This window comes from Streptomyces sp. NRRL B-1140, from assembly GCF_001280065.1.
Taxonomy (GTDB): domain Bacteria; phylum Actinomycetota; class Actinomycetes; order Streptomycetales; family Streptomycetaceae; genus Streptomyces.
On sequence record NZ_LGEA01000001.1, the window covers coordinates 40,243 to 57,700 of the forward strand.

At 73.8% G+C, this 17,458-nt stretch carries 14 protein-coding genes and 1 pseudogene; 9 read left to right on the top strand and 6 right to left on the bottom strand.

Features of this window, described 5'->3' with window-relative positions:
• Positions 1–51: 51 nt before the first annotated feature.
• The 3 genes from ADK65_RS00190 to ADK65_RS00200 all read left to right on the top strand — a co-directional run bounded on the left by ADK65_RS00190 (position 52) and on the right by ADK65_RS00200 (position 4,912).
• Positions 52–861 (top strand): helix-turn-helix transcriptional regulator, encoded by an 810-nt coding sequence (locus ADK65_RS00190; protein ID WP_053667675.1) that lies wholly within the window; start codon positions 52–54, stop codon positions 859–861.
• Between the two features lie 204 nt (positions 862–1,065).
• A complete protein-coding gene (locus ADK65_RS00195; RefSeq protein WP_053667676.1) occupies positions 1,066–3,918 on the top strand; it encodes a helix-turn-helix transcriptional regulator in 2,853 nt (950 codons plus the stop codon).
• Between the two features lie 202 nt (positions 3,919–4,120).
• Positions 4,121–4,912 carry a S1 family peptidase gene (locus tag ADK65_RS00200; RefSeq protein WP_053667677.1) on the top strand — a complete coding sequence of 264 codons (792 nt, stop codon included), beginning with the start codon at positions 4,121–4,123 and terminating at the stop codon, positions 4,910–4,912.
• Between the two features lie 100 nt (positions 4,913–5,012).
• On the opposite strand, the gene ADK65_RS00205 is transcribed toward ADK65_RS00200, so the two are convergent.
• Positions 5,013–6,128 (bottom strand): winged helix DNA-binding domain-containing protein, encoded by a 1,116-nt coding sequence (locus tag ADK65_RS00205; protein ID WP_053667678.1) that lies wholly within the window; start codon positions 6,126–6,128, stop codon positions 5,013–5,015.
• A gap of 284 nt (positions 6,129–6,412) precedes the next feature.
• Between ADK65_RS00205 and ADK65_RS00210 the strand changes: the two genes are divergently transcribed.
• The gene (locus ADK65_RS00210) at positions 6,413–6,982 is read left to right on the top strand and encodes an isochorismatase family cysteine hydrolase (protein WP_053667679.1); all 570 of its coding nucleotides are present in this window, start codon (positions 6,413–6,415) and stop codon (positions 6,980–6,982) included.
• An 18-nt stretch (positions 6,983–7,000) separates the two neighbouring features.
• On the opposite strand, the pseudogene ADK65_RS00215 reads toward ADK65_RS00210, so the two are convergent.
• Positions 7,001–7,897, bottom strand: a pseudogene (locus ADK65_RS00215) (DUF1996 domain-containing protein); the annotation flags it as partial.
• 285 nt (positions 7,898–8,182) lie between these two features.
• Positions 8,183–8,914, bottom strand: a complete 732-nt coding sequence (locus tag ADK65_RS00220; RefSeq protein WP_053667681.1) for a flavodoxin family protein — start codon at positions 8,912–8,914, stop codon at positions 8,183–8,185.
• Between the two features lie 124 nt (positions 8,915–9,038).
• Between ADK65_RS00220 and ADK65_RS00225 the strand changes: the two genes are divergently transcribed.
• The gene (locus ADK65_RS00225) at positions 9,039–10,040 is read left to right on the top strand and encodes an NAD-dependent epimerase/dehydratase family protein (protein WP_053667682.1); all 1,002 of its coding nucleotides are present in this window, start codon (positions 9,039–9,041) and stop codon (positions 10,038–10,040) included.
• A gap of 254 nt (positions 10,041–10,294) precedes the next feature.
• On the opposite strand, the gene ADK65_RS00230 is transcribed toward ADK65_RS00225, so the two are convergent.
• Entirely contained in the window at positions 10,295–11,407 is a 1,113-nt protein-coding gene (locus ADK65_RS00230; protein WP_053667683.1) for a sensor histidine kinase, read from the bottom strand.
• A complete protein-coding gene (locus ADK65_RS00235; protein ID WP_053667684.1) occupies positions 11,404–12,138 on the bottom strand; it encodes a response regulator transcription factor in 735 nt (244 codons plus the stop codon). Before ADK65_RS00235 ends, ADK65_RS00230 begins: the two co-directional genes overlap by 4 nt.
• Positions 12,139–12,260: 122 nt before the next feature.
• Here ADK65_RS00235 and ADK65_RS00240 point away from each other — a divergent pair, with 122 nt between their 5' ends.
• From ADK65_RS00240 to ADK65_RS00250, 3 genes are read left to right on the top strand one after another with little or no spacing between them, the layout of a single operon-like run.
• Positions 12,261–13,016 carry a glycosyltransferase family 2 protein gene (locus tag ADK65_RS00240; protein WP_053667685.1) on the top strand — a complete coding sequence of 252 codons (756 nt, stop codon included), beginning with the start codon at positions 12,261–12,263 and terminating at the stop codon, positions 13,014–13,016.
• Positions 13,013–13,666, top strand: coding sequence for a TIGR04282 family arsenosugar biosynthesis glycosyltransferase (locus ADK65_RS00245; RefSeq protein ID WP_053667686.1), 654 nt, complete (start codon positions 13,013–13,015; stop codon positions 13,664–13,666). The genes ADK65_RS00240 and ADK65_RS00245 overlap by 4 nt, the downstream gene beginning before the upstream one ends.
• Positions 13,663–14,415, top strand: a complete 753-nt coding sequence (locus ADK65_RS00250) for a class I SAM-dependent methyltransferase (protein ID WP_053667687.1) — start codon at positions 13,663–13,665, stop codon at positions 14,413–14,415. The genes ADK65_RS00245 and ADK65_RS00250 overlap by 4 nt, the downstream gene beginning before the upstream one ends.
• A 313-nt stretch (positions 14,416–14,728) precedes the next feature.
• Here the strand turns inward: ADK65_RS00250 and ADK65_RS00255 are convergent, their stop codons facing one another.
• Complete coding sequence (locus ADK65_RS00255; protein WP_078955763.1) at positions 14,729–15,970, bottom strand: molybdopterin-dependent oxidoreductase; 1,242 nt, start codon at positions 15,968–15,970, stop codon at positions 14,729–14,731.
• Between the two features lie 113 nt (positions 15,971–16,083).
• On the opposite strand from ADK65_RS00255, the gene ADK65_RS00260 reads away from it, so the two are divergent.
• Positions 16,084–17,439, top strand: a complete 1,356-nt coding sequence (locus tag ADK65_RS00260; RefSeq protein WP_234352762.1) for a hypothetical protein — start codon at positions 16,084–16,086, stop codon at positions 17,437–17,439.
• Positions 17,440–17,458: the final 19 nt, after the last annotated feature.

The window sequence follows — 17,458 nt, forward strand, 5'->3', positions numbered from 1 at the left end:
CCCGAACGGGGGGTGGGCCCGCACAGGAGCCGTGACGAAGGGGCGGATCAGGTGACGACGGACGCGTCCGAGGCGGTCGAGATACGCGACGCGCTGCTGCGTCTGCGGCGGGGCACCGGCCTTCCCGTCGCCTTCGGCGGCCTGCTGGAGGCGGGGCAGCGGATGCGCATCAGCGAACTGAGCGGCACGGCGACGCACGCCCTGCGGTCGCTGGTGGTGACGTCCGGCACCGGTCTCGGCGGCAAGACGGTGGCGCTGGCCCGGCCCTGCGTCGTGACCGAGTACTCGGTGTCGCGGCAGATCAGCCACGAGTACGACGCCCCGGTGGCAGCGGAGGGGCTGCGCTCGGTGCTGGCCGTTCCGGTGGTGGTCCGGCACCGGGTGCGCGGGGTGCTGTACGGGGCGCTGCGCACCTCCCTGCCGCTGGGCGGGCGGATGCTCGACGCGGCTGTGGAGGCGGCGCGGGACGTGGAGCGGGCCCTGGCCGTCCGGGACGAGGCCCGCACGCTCGCCGCCGGGGCCGGAGCGGGCCCGGGATGGGAGCGGGTGCGGGAGGCGCACGCGGCCCTGCGGTCGCTGGCCCCGCGGATCGCGGACCCGGAACTGCGCGCGGAGGTGCTCGGCGCGTGTGCGCTGCTCGCGGACGAGTCCGCCGGGCCGCCCCGGGTCCGGCTCGCGCCGCGCGAGGTGGACGTGCTGGCGTGTGTGGCGGCGGGGGCGACGAACGCGGTCGCCGCGGAGCGGCTGGGTGTGACGCCGGAGACGGTCAAGGGGTACCTGCGGTCGGCCATGCGGAAGCTGCGGGCCCGTACCCGTGGCGAGGCCGTGGTCGCCGCGCGCCGAGCGGGGTGGTTGCCGTAGGTTTGTGCCGTTTTCCGTGATGCCTGCACGAGACCTGCGCCGTGGGGTCCCCGAGGGGCCACCGGCCCCGTCTTCCGGGGCATTCGGGAGTCCGGAGAATTCTCCCGCCCTCTCGTGTTGTTATTTCCCTCACGAGGTCGTCCCTCCGAAATGCAAAGAACCGTTGCCTAATATTGGCCAGGACACGACACAGGGAGGGGAGCGGTGACCGTACGACGGGACTTCCAGGAGCCTCCCAGGAGCCGCCCCGACCAGGTCATCGGCCGGGAGGAGCTGTTCGCCTCGGCGCGGGAACAGCTCGGCCGAGGGGGCAGTGTGCTGCTCCACGGTCCGGCCGGAATTGGAAAGTCGACCGTCCTGCGGGCGCTGGCCGCGGATTACGGCGGTACGGACCGGACGGTGTTGCGCTGCTCGGCGACCGAGTCGGAATCCCACCTGCCCTTCCTGGCGCTGGCCGATCTGTTCGGGCTGGTCCTCGACGACGTGTCCGGTGCGCTGCCCGGCGCCCAGCGCACCGCCCTGGAGTCGGCGCTCACCGGCCGCGGCGAGTCCACGCTCCAGCGGGACGGGCTCGCGCTGCGCCTCGCGGTGCTGTCGGCGTTGCGGGCCCTGGCCGCGAAGGGGCCGGTGCTCGTGGTCGCCGACGATCTGCAGTGGCTGGACGCCGCCAGTGCGGAACTGCTCGGTTTCGCGGCCCGCCGGCTGGGCGACACGCCCGTGCAGATGCTGTGTGCGGTGCGGACCGAGGGCCAGGAGTACGACCGTCATCTGCCCGCGTCCCCGCCCGACACGCTCGCCGTCCGGCTGGGCCCGCTGACCCGTACGCAGGTCTCCGTGCTGCTCGACCACCGCGGCTACACGCCCCTGTCCCGCTCCACGATCCGTGACATCCACCGCACCAGCGGCGGCAACCCGCTCTTCGCTCTGGAGCTGGGCCGGGCCCTGGCCGAGAGCCCGGCCCGGCCCCGGCCGGGTGAGCCGCTGCCCGTGCCCACCTCGCTGCGGGCCCTGGTGCTGAGCCGGCTGGAGATGCTGTCCGACGAGGCACGCCGCACCCTCCTCGTCGCCAGCGCCGGTGCCCGTCCCACCCTGGCGCTGCTGCACGCGGCCGGGCGCGAGCACGCCGAGGCCGAGACGGCCCAGGCCGCGGCCCTGGGGCTGCTGGCCACCGACCCCGAGGCGCCGGCCCTGCGGTTCGCGCATCCGCTGATCTCGGCCGCCCTCTACGCGGAGGCCCCGGCGCAGGAGCGGCGGGCCGTGCACGCCGCGCTGTCCACGGCGGCCTCCGACCCCATCGAGCGGGCCCGGCACCTGGCCCTGGCCACCACCGGCACCGACCCGGACGTCGCGGCCCGGCTCGCCGAGGCCGGTGCACTGGCCCGGGACCGCGGGGCCCCCTCGGTGGCCGCCTCGCTCGGACTGCTGGCCGCCCGGCACACCCCGGCGGACAGCACCCCCGGCCCCGACGAGCGGCGTCTGCTGGCCGCGGAGGACGCGATCACCGCCGGCGAGGCCGATCTCGCCCGGGACATCGCACGCGACGTACTGACGCGTGCCACCGTGCCCGCCGAGCGGGTCCGCGCCTGGATGGTGGTCATCGAGGCGGCCGGGCAGGCCCTCGGCGACGTCGACGCCGTCTTCCCGCAGGTGCTGGCCGACGCGGGCGACGACCCGTGTCTGCTCGCCCAGGTCCACTACCAGCTGGCCTGGCGCGGTCTCGTCGTCGAGGGCGACTTCGCCGAGGCCCGGCAGGAGGCCGCGCACGCGGCGGAACTGGCCGCCCGGGGCGGGGACCGGCGCACCGAGCTGATGGCACTGTCCTTCCAGGCCTCGACGGAGACCCTGATGGGCCACCCGGACGCCCCCGCGACCGTCAAACGGGCCCTGAAGGAACCCCAGGACCCGTACGTGGCCTGCCACCACAACGGCGCCGGGTCGGCCCGGTTCCGCTGGCTGATCATGAGCGACCAGCTGCCCGAGGCGCGGGCGACCATCACCGCGCTGCTGCGCGAGGTACGCCGGCGCGGCATGGTCGAGAGCGAGGTGCACTTCCTGCGCTTCCTCGCCGACACGGAACTGCGCTCCGGGCACTGCGGCCGGGCCCTGGACCTGGCCCGCGAGAGTCTGCGGCTCGCCCGGGACTCCGGGATCGGCGAGGGCGCCTCGGCCATGCTGGCCTCCCTCGCCGAGGCCTCGGCCGGGGACGTCGACCGGGCGCTGGCCCTCGCCCGCGAGGCGGCGGATCACGCCGAGGTCGACGGCGACCAGATGTATCTCTCCCGGGCCCTGGCGGCGCTGGGCTACGCCCAGTTGGTGGCCGGCGACCCGGCCGCCACCGTCCGGTCGCTGCGCCGGGTGCGGGAGCTGGAGCAGGGGCTCGGCATCAACGACCCCGGGCGCGGGCGCTGGCACGGTGACCTCGCCGAGGCCCTGGTCCGCATCGGGGAACCGGGCGAGGCCCAGGACGTCATCGACACGACCCGGGCGCACGCGCTGCGGCTGGGCCGGCAGAGCGTGCTGGCCGTCCTGGACCGGGCCGAGGCGCTGGTGCGGGCGGCGCGCGGCGAACACGAGGCCGCCGTCGTCCGGTTGACGTCCGTGCAGGACCGGCTCGGCCGGCTCGGGTACGGGCTGGAGGAGGCACGGGCGGCCTTCGCGCTGGCCCGCCTGCGCGCCCAGGCCGCCGCCTCCCCCCGCCCCGGGGCCAGGCCCCTGCCCGGACCGGTGTCGTACGACGAGGCCGCCCGGCTGTTCCGGCGCTGCCGTGCGCTGCCCTGGCTGCGGCAGGTCGACGCCGCCGCCACGGCCGGCCCCACGGCGGTGGAACCGGCCGCCGCCACGCCGCCCGTCGCCCTGGACGCGCTGGAGGGGCTCGCCGCGATGGAGCGTCAGGTCGCCTCGCTGGTGATGGAGGGCGCGACCAACCGGGAGATCGCGGCGCGCCTGTTCATCAGCGTCAAGACCGTCGAGGCGACCCTCACCCGGGTCTACCGCAAGCTCGGGATCCGCTCCCGGGTGGACATCGTCCGGCTGGCGGCGGGCCGCCGAACGACCTGACCCGACCTGCGTTTACGGCGCCGGACCGAGGGTTATCCCTGCCCAACTCCCTTAGGGGCTTCCCTCATTGGGGGCGCTCCGTGCGGGGCTCTAGCTTTGAGGCGTGCCGCTCGCCGGGCACACGGAGATCCGAACAAAGGTGTCAGGGTCCCCGTTCTCAGCACCCGCGCGACCCCCCACCGGCAACTCCCCAAGGAGACCCATGTTCGGGCTCAACGCTGCCAAGAAGGCCGCCGCCGTCGTCGCGGCGACCGCCGCCGCCGCCACGACCGCGCTGCTCGCCGCTCCCACGGCCGTCGCCGCGCCCCAGCCGATCGTCGGCGGGACGACGACCACGACGTCCGCGTACCCGTTCGTCATGCAGATCACGGACGCCTCGCAGAACCAGTTCTGCGGCGGCACGCTGGTCTCGCCCACGAAGGTCGTCACCGCCGCGCACTGCATGGTCGGCGAGACCACGAGCAGCGTGCGCGTCGTCGGTGGCCGCACCTACCTCAACGGGACCAACGGCACGGTCAGCAGAGTCAGCAAGATATGGATCCACCCGAGTTACACCGACGCCGCCAACGGCGACGACGTGGCCGTGCTGACACTGTCGACGTCGATGCCGTACACCACGGCGAAGTACGTCTCCGCCTCCCAGACGTCGGTGTACGCGGCCGGCACCACCGCCCGCATCCTCGGCTGGGGCACCACCGCCTCCAACGGCAGCAGCTCCAACCAGCTGCGCACCGCGACCGTACCGACCGTGTCCGACTCCAGCTGCGGGAGCTCCTACGGCTCCCAGTTCGTGAAGAGCGACATGGTGTGCGCCGGATACACCTCCGGCGGCGTGGACACCTGCCAGGGCGACAGCGGCGGCCCCCTGCTCATCGGGGGCGTCCTGGCAGGCATCACTTCCTGGGGCGAAGGCTGCGCCCAGGCGGGTTACCCGGGTGTCTACACCCGGCTGACCACCTTCTCCAACCTGGTCACGACGCAGGTCAACTCGTGACTCTCACCGACTCCTGAGCATCCCTCAGGTGATTGACCAGGGGGCGTTGCGGGCCTCCACGAGCGGCCCGCAACGCCCCCTATCCATGTCGCCACCCGATCTATGTCCGTACGACGCCGAACCGGATGTCGTACGACGATTCCGGGTGCATGACCCGTAGCATCCGCTCCCCCTCGTCGGTGATCTCGTCCTGCTGCGTGCGGGTGAGGCGGTCGAAGGCCTCGATCACGAGCGTGTCCTCCGTCAGCCGCCACAGTCCGGCGAGGAAGCCGTCGACGAGGAGCGTGCGGTAGGCCATGTTGCCCTTCCACGAGCGGCCCCGGTGCTCGGGCGGGATCACCCGGCCGCGGTCGGCGTGCGAGAGCAGCAGGTTGTCGAACTCGGGCAGGAAGCGCGGCGGTGCGGGGGTGTCCGGGTCGGGGCGGGGAGCGTCCGGAAGGTCGAAGAGTTCGGCGCCGCTGTCGTCCCGGAAGGTCATCAGCCGCGGGCGCAGGCGTTCGAAGGCGTCGCGCAGGCGCGTCATGCCGGCCCAGGTCTGCATGTCCTTCACCGAGGCCGGGCCGAAGGCGGCGAGATAGCGCAGGACGACCGCGTCGGCCGTGGGCGCCGGCTGCGCGGGGCGGCCGAGCCAGTGTTCGGCGGTGGTGAGAGCGACCTGGCCGCTGCGCCCCCACAGACCGCGCGGCGTCACCTGCACGAGCGGGAGGCGGCAGCGGGCGGCGACGGCCAGGGCCTGCGGATCGGCGTCGGGCCACTCCTTCAGCAGGGCCTCGCGCAGTTGCCCCATGGTGCGGGGCTCGGTCTCGACGAGGTCGCGGGCGAGCGAGGCCAGCCGGTCCAGGTCGACGCCGGCGAGTCCGTTGCGGAAGGTCACGAGCTCACGGTCGCGTGCGGGCTGCACCAGGGGCCGCAGAGTGAGGCAGTCGTCCGCGGTGTGGGTGTGGATCGTGGAGCGCATCGTGACGATCCGGACGGCCTCGCGGTCGGCCATCAGCCGGGACAACGCCTCGGGCGCGAACCCGTCGAGCCGGGCGGCGAGCGCGTAGTACGGCGGTTTGACGTTCTGCGCCTGGAGCCCGATCAGGTGCTCGACGGCCGCCGCGACGGAGAGCCGGGCGGGGCGCAGCAGCAACTGCCGGTCGAGTGTCGCGCGGTTGAGGGCACGCGCGTCGAGCAGGGGTGCCGTGCCGGTGACGCTCCGCTTGGTGTTCGTCATGTGGGGCACGGTAGCGGGACTTGCGGACAGGTTCTGGCCGCGACGAACGGCACGGAGCGCCGCACCCGCCCAGCCGGGGAGGACCGGCCCGCGGCATCGCCGCAGCCGGTGAGCCACACCTCCCGCGGCGGGTCGTTACGCACGCCGAGCCGCCGGGTACTCAGCAGTGCGTTCCCGGAACCCGCACCACACGCTCCACTCGGGAGATCCGATGCTTCGACCCCCACCCCGTCCAGACCTCGCCGCATCCCGTGAGTGACAGCACCGGAGGGACGGGGAAGGACATGGAACGCGGCGCAGACCCGAAGCGGTCGGCTCTGATCGTGATCGACATGATCAACACCTACGACCACGAGGACGCCGAGCTCCTCGTACCGTCCGTCGAGCCGGTCGTGCCCGTCCTGACGGAGCTGCTCGGCCGGGCCCGGGAGGCGGACGTTCCCGTGATCTACGTGAACGACAACTTCGGGCTGTGGCGTTCGCATCACGGAGAGCTGCTGGATGCGGCCCTGTCCCAGCCGAACGCCCACCTGATCGAACCCATCCGGCCCGACGACCGGTCACTGTTCGTCATGAAGGCCCGCCACTCGGTCTTCTTCGAGACGCCCCTGTCCTACCTGCTGTGGAGCCTGGACGTCGGACACGTGGTGCTGACCGGCCAGGTCACCGAGCAGTGCGTCCTGTACTCCGCGCTGGACGCGCACATCCGTCACCTGGGGGTGACGGTGCCGAGGGACGCCGTCGCCTCCATCCATCCCCACTTGGCCTCCGCGGCCCTGGAGATGATGGAGCGCAACATGGGCGCCCGGATCATCACGGCGAAGGAGACCGAGTTCCCGCACCCTGAGACCTGAGGGGCGGCCGCAGCGGGCTCAGCCGCAGCGGCGGCCGGTGTTGATGCAGGCGACGGCCCGCTTCATCAGGCGCTCGGGCATCGCGTTGATGAAGTCGCCGTGGTCGGTGACGGGCTTGTGCAGCGACTCGGGGAAGCTGTCCACGGCGAAGGCGGTGCCGCCGGCCAGGCCGCGGTAGGTGAGGCGCTGGACGAGCTGCGGGATCGCCTTGAAGCCGGCCGGGCACCTCCCCCTGGCGTCGGCGAAGGCGACGTGGCCGCGGTGGTCGGCACTGTCGGTGTTCCGGCCGTCCCAGCAGTTCTGGAACCGCTCGGTCCGGACCACCTGGCTGCCCGCCGGGCAGATCGGGTACTTGTCCTTGAACTGGACACGCTTCTCGAAGCCGGTGCAGGACCAGGCCGCGTTGGCATTGGCTCCGCCGTTGGCGTTCGCCTTCGCGTCACCGGTGATGATGCGCAGGAAGCGCGGCATGGCGACCACCTTGGCCGTGGGACTGCCGACGAAGGTGAGGCTCGCGGACGTGGGGGTGAGGATCCTGCCGACGTTGCCCTCGGCCCCACCGCCGGGCGAGCTCGCGTCCGCCTTCTCCACTCCGCGGCGGTCACGCAGCACCGGCCAGTAGTACGTCGACCGGTCGCCGTTGGTGCAGGTGGTGCCGGCCGCGGCGAGGCTGTCGTCGGTGGTGAAGGCGTCGACGCCGATGGCGCCGACGTAGTCGTGGGTGTGGTGGGCGCCGTTGCCCACCCCCGGGGCGACGATCACGTTGTCGGAGTTGTGCCGGCCCTCGGCGTTGACACCGCAGCGGGTCCTGAAGGCGCCCTTGGAGGCGTTGCGGTTGCCGCGGGGCGGGGCGGGCACGTTGCGGGCGGCCTTGGTGATGTCCGCGAAGTCCCCGGCGACCGGGCCGTTGCCGGCGGGCGGTGCCGGCTTCGAGGCCGCGCGGGTGGTGGCACGCGGGGCGTCGGTCGCGTTGGCCTGCACATTGACCAACGCGAGTCCGGCACCGCCCGCCGCGAGCCCGGCGGCCAGGATGATCGCGTTGCGACGTGTGCGGTTGCGCCTGTGTCCCTGGTTCATGGCGGCCCTTCCGTTCCGGTGTCAGGTGTGACCACCGTGGCCGCTGGGGCGGAGGGCGGCCACTGGTTCCGGCCGCGCGTCACCACCGCGTAAGAACTCGCCCATGCGGGCCCGCCCCGCCGGTCAGCGGTGCTCGGGGTTGTCCGCGCCCGGACGGCAGCCGGCGTCCCACTGCGAGCGCTGGTTGCCGTGGGCGGGGACGCCTCCGGCACGCTTCAGCAGGGCCGCGATGTGCATCAGGTTCCAGGTCATGAAACTGGTGTTGCGGTTGGTGAAGTCGTTCTCCGGGCCGCCCGAGTCCGGGTCCAGGTACGACGGTCCGGGGCCGGCCGCGCCGATCCAGCCGGCGTCCGCCTGGGGCGGGATCGTGTAGCCGAGATGCTGGAGGCTGTAGAGGACGTTCATCGCACAGTGCTTGATGCCGTCCTCGTTGCCGGTGATGAGGCAACCGCCGACACGGCCGTAGTAGGCGTACTGCCCTTGGGAGTTGAGCAGCGAGGAGCAGGCGTAGAGGCGCTCGATGACCTGTTTGGTGACGGAGCTGTTGTCGCCCAGCCAGATCGGCCCGGCCAGGACCAGGATGTCCGCCGCCATGACCTTCTCGTACAGCGCCGGCCAGACGTCGGAGGCGAAGCCGTGCTCGGTCATGTCCGGGTAGACGCCGGGTGCGATGTCGTGGTCGACGGCGCGGATCAGCTCCGTGGTCACTCCCGCCCCGTCCATGATCGACCGGCTCTTGTCGATCAGGCCCTGGGTGTGGCTGCGTTGCGGGGACGGTTTGAGGGTGCAGTTGATGTAGAGGGCGGTCAGGTCGTCGAAGCGGTGGGCCGCATCGGGTGCGGAGGGTGCTGTCATGCGGGCAGGGTCTCGCACCATGCCCCTTTTGTCGTGGTTCGGCGCACCCGTGCACGTCTTACGGAGTGATGACGTACGGCCGTGCTCCCGCGGGGCGGCGCCGGTGAGCGCCTAGCGTGCCCGTATGCGCGTACTGGTCACCGGCGGTGCCGGGTTCATCGGGTCCCACGTGGTCACCGCCCTGCGGAAGCGGGGGCACGAGGCGATCGTGTTCGACGTGCGGGAGGATCCCGCGGCCGACGTGCGGGACCCGGCGGCGGTGGGCCGTGCCCTGGCCGGTGTGGACGCCGTGTGCCACCAGGCCGCGAAGGTCGGGCTCGGCGACGGCGTCGCCGACGCGGCGGACTACGTCTCGCACAACGACCTGGGGACGGCCGTACTGCTCGCGGCCATGGCGGAGGCGGGAGTACGCACCCTGGTGCTCGCCGGGTCGATGGTCGTCTACGGGGAGGGACGGTACGGGTGCGCGCGGCACGGGGTGGTCAGGCCCGGGCCGCGGGCCGTCGCCGACCTCGACGCGGGCCGGTTCGAGCCCGCGTGTCCCCTGTGCGGGCAGGACCTCTCCCCCGGCCTGGTCCGCGAGGACGCCCCGGCCGATCCGCGGAACGTGTACGCGACGACCAAGCTCGCCCAGGAGCACCTGGCCGCCGCGTGGGCCCGCTGCACCGGTGGGTCGGCGGTGTCGCTGCGCTACCACAACGTGTACGGGCCGGGCATGCCCCGGGACACTCCCTACGCCGGTGTCGCCTCCTTCTTCCGCTCGGCGCTCGCGAGGGGCCAGGCCCCACGGGTCTTCGAGGACGGGCGGCAGCGCAGGGACTTCGTGCACGTGCGGGACGTGGCGGCGGCGAACGCCGTGGCCCTGGAGGCCGGGGCGGCCCCCGGCGCGCTGACCGCCTACAACGCCGGCAGCGGCGACCCGCACACCGTGGGCGAGATGGCCCGGACCCTGGCCGTCGCGTACGGCGGGCCCGAGCCGGTCGTCACGGGTGAGTACCGGCTCGGGGACGTCCGGCACATCACCGCGGACTCGTCCCGGTTGCGGGCGGAGCTGGGGTGGAAGCCCGAGGTCGGCTTCGAGGAGGGCGTGCGGGAGTTCGCACGGGCGGGGATGCGCGGGGAATAGGCCGGAGCGGCTCCGGGCCGGGCTGGGAACTCGGCCCGAAGGCAGGGACGCCCGAAGAACAGCCCCAGGCGGCTGCCGGCCGCGCTGGGGACTCGGTTCAGGAGCAGGGACGCGTGAAGGACGGCCCGGAACCGTGGCCGGTCTCCGGACGCGACCGCCCGCAGACACGGCGCGCGAGAAGTGCCCTGGCGGCTCGGGGCCCGGTCAGGGGCCGGGCAGGCGCAGGAGACCGACCCCGCCGGCTCCGCCCCTCTTCAGGACGCCGCCGCCGGCAGGACCACCTCGAAGCGGCAGCCGCCGGGGATGTTGCGTACACCGGTCCGGCCCTGGTGGGCTTCCACGATGCCGCGGACGATGGCGAGGCCCAGGCCCGCGCCCGCCGGGGGCGTCCGGGCGTGTGTCCCGCGCCAGCCGGTGTCGAAGACGCGCGGCAGGTCCTCCTCGGGGATACCGCCGCAGGCGTCCGTCACGGACAGGACGACCCCCTCGGGCGAGCGCTCGGCGGCGATGGCGACCGTGCCGTCGGCCGGGGTCCGGCGGATCGCGTTGACCAGCAGGTTGCCCAGCACCCGGCTCATCTCCTTGCCGTCCACCTCGACCGGCACCGGCTCGATGCGGCCGCCCACCAGCCGCACGCCGTACTCGCGGGCGAGGGGGTCGACGCCGGCGAGGGCGTCACCGACGAGGTCGTACAGGGAGATCCGGGTGGGCGTCAGCGCCAGGGTCCCGGCGTGGATGCGGGAGAGCTCGAAGAGGTCGCCGACCATGTCGTTGAGGCGTTCGACCTCGGTGCGCATCTGCCGGAGATAGCGGTTCGGGTCGGCGGCGACGCCGTCCTCCAGAGCCTCCGACATGGCACGCAGACCGGCCAGCGGAGTGCGCAGGTCGTGGGAGATCCAGGCGACGAGTTCACGGCGGGAGGCCTCCAGGGCGCGCTCCCGTTCCCGGGACTCGGCCAGCCTGGCGCTGGTGGCCGCCAGTTCCCGGCTCAGCGCGGAGAGTTCGGCGGTGGCGGGCCCGTCAGGTGCGGCGAAGTCGCCGCCGTCCCCGAAGGAGCGTGCGGCCACGGCGAGTTCACGGCTGCGGGCGACCACCCACCGGCCCAGCAGCAATGCGGTCGCCAGCGAGACGACCGCCGCCATGGCGACGACCGTGGTGACGACGGTCAGGTCGTGCGCCGACAGGAACATCGCCCAGGCGACGGCGAGCGTACCGGCGAGCATCGCGACGACGCCGACCGCCGCCACCACGGCGAGGGAGACCGTCAGCGAACGGCGGCGGATCAGACGCAGTACGCCCGCTCCTGCCAGACCGGTGGCGGCGGCCCCGGCGAAGGCGTACACGGCGATCAGGAGGGTGTCGTTCACGGCCCGGCTTCCTCTCCCGTGGGGTCGAAGCGGTAGCCCACGCCCCACACCGTCTGGATCAGGCGGGGCCGGGCGGGGTCGTCCTCGACCTTGCCGCGCAGGCGGCGGACGTGGACCGTGACGGTCGACAGGTCGCCGAAGTCCCACCCCCAGACCTCGCGCATCAGGTCCTCGCGGCCGAACGCCCGCCCCGGGTGCCGCAGGAAGAAGGAAAGCAGGTCGAACTCGCGGAGGGTGAGGGCGAGTTCGGTGCCGTTCTTGGTGGCCCGGCGAGCCTCCGGCTCCACGGTCAGGCCGGCCGCTCCCAGCCGGCTCCCCGTGTCGGCCGGACGGCTGCGGCGCAGCACCGACTCGACGCGCAGGACGAGTTCGCGGGGGCTGAAGGGCTTGGTGACGTAGTCGTCGGCGCCGACCTCCAGGCCCAGGATGCGGTCGTCCTCGTCGCCGCGGGCGGTGAGCATGATGACGGGCACGGGCCCGTGGCCGCGGATCCGCCGGCACACCTCCAGGCCGTCCATGCCCGGCAGCATCAGGTCGAGCACGACCAGGTCGGGGCGGTGCGCGGCGGCACGGGTGAGGGCGGCCGGGCCGTCGTCGGCGCGGTCGACGGTGTAACCGGCGCGGTCCAGGTACCCGGCGACGACTTCGGCGACGGTCGGATCGTCGTCCACGACCAGGACCCGGGGAGACCCGGTCTCGGTCCTGAGGTGCTCGTACGGCTGTTGCTGCATGTCTCCAGCCTTGCACCGCGCCGCCCTCGGCGGGGGTCCGGGAACCGTTCCGGCCTCCGACGTCCGCGTTTCGTAAGGACCGATGGTCCGGTATGCCCGATTCGCGTTCGTAGGGTGAGACCGTGACGACGACACCTTCGGACGTCGACGTGGTGCTGCCCTGCCTGAACGAGGCCGAGGCCCTTCCCTGGGTGCTCGAACGGATTCCGCCGGGCTGGCGCGCACTCGTCGTCGACAACGGTTCCACGGACGGCTCGGCCGACATCGCCCGCGCGCGGGGCGCGACCGTACTGCACGAGCCGCGGCGGGGCTTCGGCGCGGCCTGCCACGCCGGACTGACGGCCGCCACCGCCGAGGTGGTGTGCTTCTGCGACTGCGACGCCTCCCTCGACCCCGCTCTGCTGGTCCCGTTCGTGCGCGAAGTGCGCGCGGGCCGGGCCGACCTGGTGCTCGGACGGCGGCGTCCGCGGGGGCGGGGCGCCTGGCCGCCGCATGCCCGGGCCGGCAATCTCGCGCTGGCGCGGATGCTGCGCCGGCGCACCGGGCTGCGCCTGCGCGACCTCGGCCCCCTGCGCGCCGCCCGCCGTGAACCGCTGCTCGCCCTCGGCCTCACCGACCGGCGCAGCGGCTATCCCCTCCAGATGGTGGTCCGCGCCGCCGACGCGGGATGGCGCATCGAGGAGCACGACGTGCCGTATCTGCCGCGTACGGGTGCCTCGAAGGTGACCGGCACGTGGCGCGGTACGTGGCAGGCCGTACGGGACATGAGCCGCGTGCTGGCCGAGACCCCCGCAGCCGGGACCCCGGCACACGGCACCCGGGCTCACGACGCCCCGGCCCACGAACGCCCGCCGCACGAAGGGGGAACCGTCCGTTGACCACGCTCCTCGTCATCGCCAAGGAGCCGCGGCCGGGCCGGGTGAAGACCCGGCTCACGCCACCGTTCACCCCCCAGCAGGCGGCCGCACTGGCCGAAGCGGCCCTCGCGGACACCCTGCACGCGGTGGCCGCCACGCCCGCCACCCGGCGCGTCCTGGTCCTCGACGGTGCCCCCGGCCCCTGGCTGCCGCCCGGTTTCGACGTCGTGGCGCAGTGCGCGGGCCGTCTGGACGAGCGGCTGGCGGAGGCCTTCGCGCGCTGCACCGGCCCGGCCCTGCTCATCGGCATGGACACCCCTCAGGTGACCCCGGAGCTGCTCACAGTGGACTTCAGCGGCTGCGACGCCTGGTTCGGCCCGGCCGAGGACGGCGGCTTCTGGGCCCTGGGCCTAGCGTGTCCGGACCCCGCTCTGCTGCGGGGCGTGCCCATGTCGACACCCGAGACGGGTGCCGTGCAGCGGGGACGGCTGGTCGCGGCGGGCCTGCGGGTGCGCGACCTGCCGCCCCTGCGCGACGTCGACACCGCTCCCGACGCCCACGCCGTGGCCGCGCTGGCCCCCCGGGGGCGCTTCGCGGCGCGGCTCGCACGGTGCACGGAGGCCGAAACGCCCGCCCCCGGGCCGGCCGCGCCGACGGCGGGTCCTCGATGAGCGCCCCACCCGCCACCGCCCTGGCCTGGGCGGACGCCGACCCCTACGACGCCGCGCTGCGGGCCGGCCGCGGCCCCCTGTTCCTGCGGCGTCCGGACGGCTGGCTGCTGCCGCTGGAGGTGGAACGCTGGTGCGCCCGGGCCGACGCCGTCGACCGGGATGTGCTCGACCGGTGTGAGGGGGCCGTACTGGACGTGGGGTGCGGGCCCGGCCGGCTGGTGGCGGAACTGTCCGCCCGGGGCCGGACCGCCCTCGGGATCGACGTCAGCGAGGCGGCCGTGGAGCACACCGTCCGGCTCGGGGGCCAGGCGCTGCGGCGGTCGGTCTTCGAGCAACTTCCCGGCGAGGGCCGCTGGGACACCGTTCTGCTCATGGACGGCAACATAGGGATCGGCGGCGACCCGGGGGCTCTGCTGGAGCGTGTCGCCGGGCTCCTGCGCCCGGGCGGTCTGCTGATCGCCGAGACCGCCGCCGCGGACGTCGACGAACGGGTGCGCGTCCACATCACCGACGCCCACTCCACCTCCGGCGCTCCTTTCCCCTGGGCCCGGCTGGGCACGCGAGCGCTGCTCGGGTACGCCCGGGGCCGCTGGGAGCGCGGTGGTCAGTGGACCTTCGGCGGACGGCGCTTCGCAGCGCTGCGCAGCCGCAGCGCCAGCGACAGCGCCGAACAGGCGAAGAGGACCGCGGTGATCAGCAGCCAGCGGGTGAGGAACACGTCCGGCGGCAGGCCGGTGGCGGATCGGTAGCGGTCCTCCACCATCCCGGTGATCAGCGGGAACCACACGAGGAGCAGCAGTCCGGACAGGGCCGCCGGTACGCGCGCGTACATCACCCACTCCCGGCGGCGGACCCCGTCCAGGCCTCGTACCAGCGCCCGGTCCGCCGCCGCGTACAGCGGCAGCAAGACGAGGTCGTGCAGCAGCGCCGCGCCCACGACCCACAGGGCCACGCCGAACCAGTCCCCGGCGAGCAGGCGCACCCCCGCGTAGGCGGCCAGGGCGAAGGAGCAGCAGAGCAGGAGGAGTTGCAGGGGGCTGCCGATGGAGACGCGTCCTCGCATCACAGGTCTCCGAACGTCATCCGGGCCACCCACTTGGTGTTCAGCACGCCGGGGGCGGCGGGCACGATGATCCGCGCCGGGTGGCCGTGGTCGGGGGACAGCTCCTCGCCGTTGACGTACAGGGCGAGCAGGGCACGCGGGTCGGCCACCTGGTTGGCGCGCAGAGCGGCCTTGCGGAACGCTCCGTGCCGCTGGAGGGATTCGACGAACACGTCCGGCGGGTCGTCCTCGTACCCGACGAGGGCCGCCAGGTCGCGCAGCCGCACCCCGCGCCACCACTGGTCCGGCGTGGACCAGCCCTCCACGCAGGCGATGGGCAGCGCCGAGCTGTGCAACGGGAGTCCGGCGAGCTGCGCACGGCTGAGGCGGACCGTTCCGGTACGTCCCGTGACGACGAGCCGCCACGCGTCCCCGGCCGTTTCGGCCGGGTCGATCCCGGCGTAGGCGGCTGTCTTGTTGATCTGGAAGCCGTTCGGGCCGCTGCCGGGCTCGCCACCGCCGTGCGGGGCGAGGACGGCGGTGCGCCGCAGCGGGCCGCCGAAGTTCTGCCCCACGGTCGTGACGAACAGCAGCAGCGAGCCGCCCCCGACGAACCACAGGGCGCCCCGCCGGGAGACGGTCGGCTCGGCGGGGCGCGGGGAGACCAGGTCGCTGCTGTCCTCCCGCAGCCGGCGCAGGTTGCGCAGTGCCGTGGGCGTCTTGAGCACCGCGTGGGCCACGAAGGCGGCGAAGAACACCCAGGCGCCGTAGAAGTGCAAGGGGTAGAACGAGCCCGGGAAGACGTAGTCGAGCTGGACGTTGAGGACACCGGTGACGAACTCGAAGAGGCCGCCGCCGACCAGAAGCAGCAACGAGATCCGCTCCAGGGCGTGCGCGAGCGAGCGGGCCGGGGGCAGCGCGAACAGCCTGGGGACGACGGACCACAGCTTGGCGAGCAGGACGGGGATCAGGGTGAGGCCGAGGGTGACGTGGACGCCCTGGTTCAGCCGGTACAGCCAGTGCGGGCCGGTCGGCCAGGGGAACAGGTAGAAACCGAGGATCCCCTTGTCCGGGGTCTTGTCGTTGACGGGCGACAGGTCCGGGTTGTAGGCGGCGTACGAGAGGAGCCCCGTCACGAACAGCACGGTGATGCCGGCCAGCAGGGCCAGGCCCAGCACCGAGGTGAACCGTGGGCCTCGCAGGGGGCTGCGCCAGAAGCCGGGGGACGTGGGGAGCCGCGGATCGCGTGGATCGTCTCGCATGAGCCGACGGTAGGCCGCGAACACCCCGCGAAAGGGTGCGCGACCCATGACGAAACGCTGACGTCGGGCCCGGTCGGCGGTCCGCGACCGGCCACGCGGCCTAGCGTGCCGGTGTGATCCGCACCCCTCCCACCGCCCCGTCCCGAGGCCTGCGCCGCGACCTGTGCGCGGCCGGTGCCGCCGCGCTGCTCGTGGCGGCGGCCGTACTGGCCGGCCGTCGTATCGAGGACGCCGACCGGACGCTGTTCGTCGACTGGCCTCCGCTGCTGGCGTCCTGGGCCCCGCACACGGGCCCCGGCACCCCCGCCGCCGTCCTGGTCGCGATCGGCACCGTGGCGTACGGCCCCGCCCTGGCGGCCCGTCTCCCCTGGCGTGCCCTGCTCCCGGCCGCCTGGGGCACGGCCCTGGCGTGGATCCTCTCCCTCGCCCTGGTCGACGGGTGGCACCGGGGCATCGCCCGCCGGCTCACCACCCGCCACGAGTACCTGCGGGTCATCGACCGCTTCGACGACATCCCGGCAGCGCTGCGGGGCTTCACCGGGCACATCCTGCTCGACTCCCCCGACAACTGGCCCGCCCATGTCGCCGGGCACCCGCCCGCCGCCACGCTCACCTTCGTGCTGCTCGACCGGATCGGACTGCGGGGCGGGGGCTGGGCCGGGATGTGGTGCATCACCGTCGGGGCGACCGCCTGCGTGGCCGTGCTGATCACGATCCGCGCCCTGGCCGGCGAGGCACCCGCCCGGCGGGCGGCCCCCTTCCTGGTACTGGCCCCGGCGGCCGTGTGGATGGGCACCTCGGCCGACGCGTACTTCGCGGCGGTGGCGGCCTGGGCCGTGGCCCTGCTCGCGCTGGCGGTCACCCGGAGATCTCCGGGGTGGGCGGGCGCGTCCGGGCTGCTGCTGGGCCTGTCCTGCTACCTGTCGTACGGTCTCACCCTCGTCGCGCTGATCGCGGCGGCCGTCCTGGTGCTCGGCCGCCGCGGGATCAGGGAGCGCCCGGTGCTGCCGGTGGTACTGCTCGCCGGGTTCGCCGTGGTGCCGACGGTGTTCACGCTCGCGGGTTTCGACTGGTGGGAGGCCTACCGCCTGCTGGTCACGCGCTACGGCCAGGGCGCGGGCGGCATCCGTCCCCAGGGGTACTGGGTGTGGGCCAACCTGGCCTGCGCGGTGCTCGTCACGGGTCCGGCGACGGTGGCGGGGCTGCGGCGGACGGTGGCGGCCCTGGTCGGGCACCGCACCGCGCCCCGGGCCGAGGTGCGCCTGGCGTTCCTCGTGTGCGCCGCGTCGGCCGCCCTGCTGGTCGCGGACCTGTCCGGCATGAGCAAGGCGGAGACGGAACGCATCTGGCTCCCCTTCGTCCTGTGGCTGCTCGCGGCCTGCGCGTTCCTCGACCGCCCTCGCCTCTGGCTCACCTCCCAGGCGCTGCTCGCGCTGCTGCTGAACCATCTGCTGTTCACCGGGTGGTGAGCGCCTCCGGCGGAGGGGT

Bases quoted from the DNA above. Each gene is read 5' to 3' on its own strand.
- ADK65_RS00200 (WP_053667677.1), top strand. From the start codon at position 4,121: ATGTTCGGGCTCAACGCTGCCAAGAAGGCCGCCGCCGTCGTCGCGGCG.
- ADK65_RS00205 (WP_053667678.1), bottom strand. From the start codon at position 6,128: ATGACGAACACCAAGCGGAGCGTCACCGGCACGGCACCCCTGCTCGAC.
- ADK65_RS00210 (WP_053667679.1), top strand. From the start codon at position 6,413: ATGGAACGCGGCGCAGACCCGAAGCGGTCGGCTCTGATCGTGATCGAC.
- ADK65_RS00220 (WP_053667681.1), bottom strand. From the start codon at position 8,914: ATGACAGCACCCTCCGCACCCGATGCGGCCCACCGCTTCGACGACCTG.
- ADK65_RS00225 (WP_053667682.1), top strand. From the start codon at position 9,039: ATGCGCGTACTGGTCACCGGCGGTGCCGGGTTCATCGGGTCCCACGTG.
- ADK65_RS00235 (WP_053667684.1), bottom strand. From the start codon at position 12,138: ATGCAGCAACAGCCGTACGAGCACCTCAGGACCGAGACCGGGTCTCCC.
- ADK65_RS00250 (WP_053667687.1), top strand. From the start codon at position 13,663: ATGAGCGCCCCACCCGCCACCGCCCTGGCCTGGGCGGACGCCGACCCC.
- ADK65_RS00255 (WP_078955763.1), bottom strand. From the start codon at position 15,970: ATGCGAGACGATCCACGCGATCCGCGGCTCCCCACGTCCCCCGGCTTC.